This window comes from Henriciella sp., assembly GCF_049649345.1.
Lineage (GTDB): Bacteria > Pseudomonadota > Alphaproteobacteria > Caulobacterales > Hyphomonadaceae > Henriciella.
On the sequence record NZ_JBARZC010000337.1, the window covers coordinates 1 to 3,232 of the forward strand.

The window sequence follows — 3,232 nt, forward strand, 5'->3', positions numbered from 1 at the left end:
TCATGCAGCTGGCGGTGAACCGGCAGGCCTTCTTCCCCCTCCCACCGGCGCGCCGAGCGTTCGCTGCAGCCGAGATAGGCGGCAATACGTTTCCAGCCCACGAGGCGGGCGGGCATATCCATATGGCGGCCTGATGATGTCAAAACGCGTCCTGTTTCAGAGGCTGACGATCTATCCTTACCAGATACCCGATCACCGGCGTGTGGCCAAACGCGGCCAGATGCGGCCAGCACGCCGGCAAGCCTGCGCCGCATCTTGCGGCAGGCGCTGGTGTTTGACCCTGATGGAGCCGTTCAACACCGGGGAATTTCAGTCCATGCCGTTTCCACGCGCCCATTTCTACGTCGCAGCCCTTCTGGTCACGACCTTCGCCGCCTTCATGCCGAGCTACTTCTCGATCCTGCCGCAAGCCCCGCTCGCCCATCATATCCATGGGGTGACGGCGACGCTCTGGATGGTGCTGCTGATCACGCAGAACTGGTCGATCCATCACCGGTTCCGCAAGGTCCATATCTGGTCGGGTATGGCCAGCATGGCGCTGGTGCCGGTTTTTACCATTGGCGGCATGCTGGTGACGCAACGCACGCTTTTGCGGGACTCTGCGTTCCGCCATTTCATCGGCGAGCGGCTGGCGCTTGTCGATCTGTTCTTCTCGATCGCTTTTGTCGCCTTCTATGCCTTGGCGCTGCGCTACCGCCGCACGACAGCGCTTCACGCCCGCTATATGCTGGCGACGGTCTTCATTCTGGCAGCGCCGGTCATTTCGAGACTGTTCGCGAACTATGTTCCGGGCTTTCTGGTACGCGGACCGCAGGATTTGCCGATCTTCGAGCAGTGCATCGATATTAGCTTCGTCATCGCGGGGGCCATCTGCCTGATTCTGGTCGTTCGCGACCGGCTGTCAGGTCAGCCCATCGCCCCGTTTGCGGCGGCCTTCGGCATGACGCTGCTTTCAGTCGCCTCCTATAAGTGGCTCGGCCGAACCGAGGCCTGGCTGGATGTTTCGGCGGCGCTTATGGCCATGTCGCCGCTTGCGATTGCGGTTGGCAGTGTGGTCTTCAGCGGTGCTGCGATCTGGATCGGATGGGCCTATCCCGCCCCGCGAAGGATGGCATCCAGGCCCCGTCCCGCGCTGCGACCGGCCGAATAGGGGCCGCAACCGGGCCTTGTCATCGCGCGGTGGATGCGCCAAAGCCCCGCTCATGGCGACATTTCCGTTCGAGATCAAAGCCCGCGATGGCGCGGCGCGCACCGGTGTCCTCGAAACCCCGCGGGGCGACATCAGGACGCCGGCCTTTATGCCGGTGGGCACGGCGGCGACCGTCAAGGCGATGTATATGGACCAGGTCGAGCAGGCCGGGGCCGATATCATCCTTGGCAACACCTATCACCTGATGCTGCGTCCCGGCGCTGAGCGCGTGAAGAAGCTCGGCGGGCTGCATGCCTTCTCCGGCTGGAAAGGCCCGATGCTAACAGACAGCGGCGGGTTTCAGGTCTGGTCGCTGTCGCAGCTGCGCAAGATGGACAAGGAGGGCGTGACCTTCCGCAGCCACATCGATGGCTCCGAGCACCGGCTCACCCCCGCGCGCAGCATCGAGATTCAGGCCGATCTGCTCGGCGCTGATATCTCCATGCAGCTCGATGAATGCACCGACTTTCCCTGCAGCCATGAAGAGGCGCTGCGCAGTCTCGACCTCTCGCTCGACTGGGGACAGAAGAGCCTTGATGCGTTTGGGGCGAGGGAAAAGCAGACGCTATTCGGCATCGTACAGGGTTCAAACTTTGCCGATCTGCGTGAGCGCTCAGCCAAGGGCGTCGTCTCTCAGGGCTTTGGCGGCATTGCGCTCGGCGGCCTGGCTGTGGGTGAGGGCCATGACCAGATGTGCGAGACGATCGACATGACCATGCCGCACCTGCCGGACGGGTTGCCGCGTTATGTCATGGGCGTGGGCAAGCCGATCGATCTCGTTGAAAGCGTCGCGCGCGGCATCGACATGTTCGACTGCGTGCTGCCGACCCGCGCCGGACGCCACGGCCAGGCCTGGACGTGGGACGGGCCGATCAATCTCAAGAATGCGAAATTCGCTGAAGACCTCAGCCCGCTCGATGAAGCCGTGCCTTGCCCGGCAAGCAATGACTATTCACGCGCCTATCTGCACCACCTGATGAAGGCTGGCGAGTATCTGGGAGCGATGGTCCTCTCCTGGCACAATACAGCTTTCTTCCAGGCGCTGATGGCCGATCTGCGGGCGCAAATCGCAGCCGGCACATTTGCTGCGCGGCGCGAAGAGCTTAGTCTTCGATGGGATAAGACCAAGTCGGTGCCGCGGACGGCGTCCTAGGCTGGGCGGGCTGCGTCTCAGCGTCATGGCGCTCGCCGATCGGGTCGAGGCCGCTGGTATCCACATCATCAGGGACAAGATCCCACGGATCCTCCTCCAGGGCGGGCAGCTCACCGGTCGTTTCTGGCTGTTGCTCGAAGCCGTCCGGCACGTCGCCGCGAAACTCGACCCTCTGCTCTTCGACGAGGGCCTCGAAATCGGGGCTCGCAGCGCCGTCGCAACTTTTCATCGCGCCGATGGCTTTGAGATAAGTGCGCCTGTGCGTGCCCTTGTTGATGGCGCGCTTGATCTTCGCCTGATGGCGTTTGGCGCCCGAGAGCTGGCGCACCCAACCGCGATAGGGGATCAGGCCGCCGGCCTCGGAGGCGACAACCTTCAGGAGGCTGTCGGAGGCGGTTCCGGCCGCCTTGTCAGACAGCGTGCTGTCATCCTCTTCCTTGGTCGCATCGAAGTCCGGCCCTAGCACTGCGTTAAGCGCGTCGACCGAGGCGCTGATATCGGCGCAGCTGATATCGGCCGGGACATCGTAAGGATTGGAGATGTCGGTCAGAACAGGCGGGATGTCCTCGCGCCTGAGATTGAGGTCTTCAAGCGGGGTCATCGCCGCATCGGCAAGGCCCGCACGGGTTTGCGAGACAGCTTTTTCAGTGGCTGTCTGAGCAGACTGGCTGGCGCACGAGGCCAATACGACGAGCGCGCCGGCAGAAATAAGCAGAGTGTGTTTCATAGCCCTGCGATTCCACGCGGAAACGTGGGCAAAAGAATGGCATCAACTGACCTGCATTTCACTCCAATAGCAGCGTTGACCTCTCAGGCGCACTCGACTAGGTAGGCCGCTCGGCGCGCCCATAGCTCAGTTGGTAGAGCAACTGACTTTTAATCAGTAGGTC

Annotated in this window: 3 protein-coding genes; 2 read left to right on the plus strand and 1 reads right to left on the minus strand. The window is 62.5% G+C overall.

The features are described 5' to 3' along the window. The first annotated feature begins 133 nt into the window (after positions 1-133). Positions 134-1,150 carry a hypothetical protein gene (locus tag WA989_RS09150; protein ID WP_424340193.1) on the plus strand — a complete coding sequence of 339 codons (1,017 nt, stop codon included), beginning with the start codon at positions 134-136 and terminating at the stop codon, positions 1,148-1,150. 52 nt (positions 1,151-1,202) lie between these two features. Continuing rightward, positions 1,203-2,342, plus strand: coding sequence for a tRNA guanosine(34) transglycosylase Tgt (gene tgt, locus WA989_RS09155; protein ID WP_424340194.1), 1,140 nt, complete (start codon positions 1,203-1,205; stop codon positions 2,340-2,342). On the opposite strand, the gene WA989_RS09160 is transcribed toward tgt, so the two are convergent. Beyond that, the gene (locus WA989_RS09160; protein ID WP_424340195.1) at positions 2,293-3,069 is read right to left on the minus strand and encodes a hypothetical protein; all 777 of its coding nucleotides are present in this window, start codon (positions 3,067-3,069) and stop codon (positions 2,293-2,295) included. The two genes, tgt and WA989_RS09160, sit on opposite strands and share 50 nt — an antisense overlap. Positions 3,070-3,232: the final 163 nt, after the last annotated feature.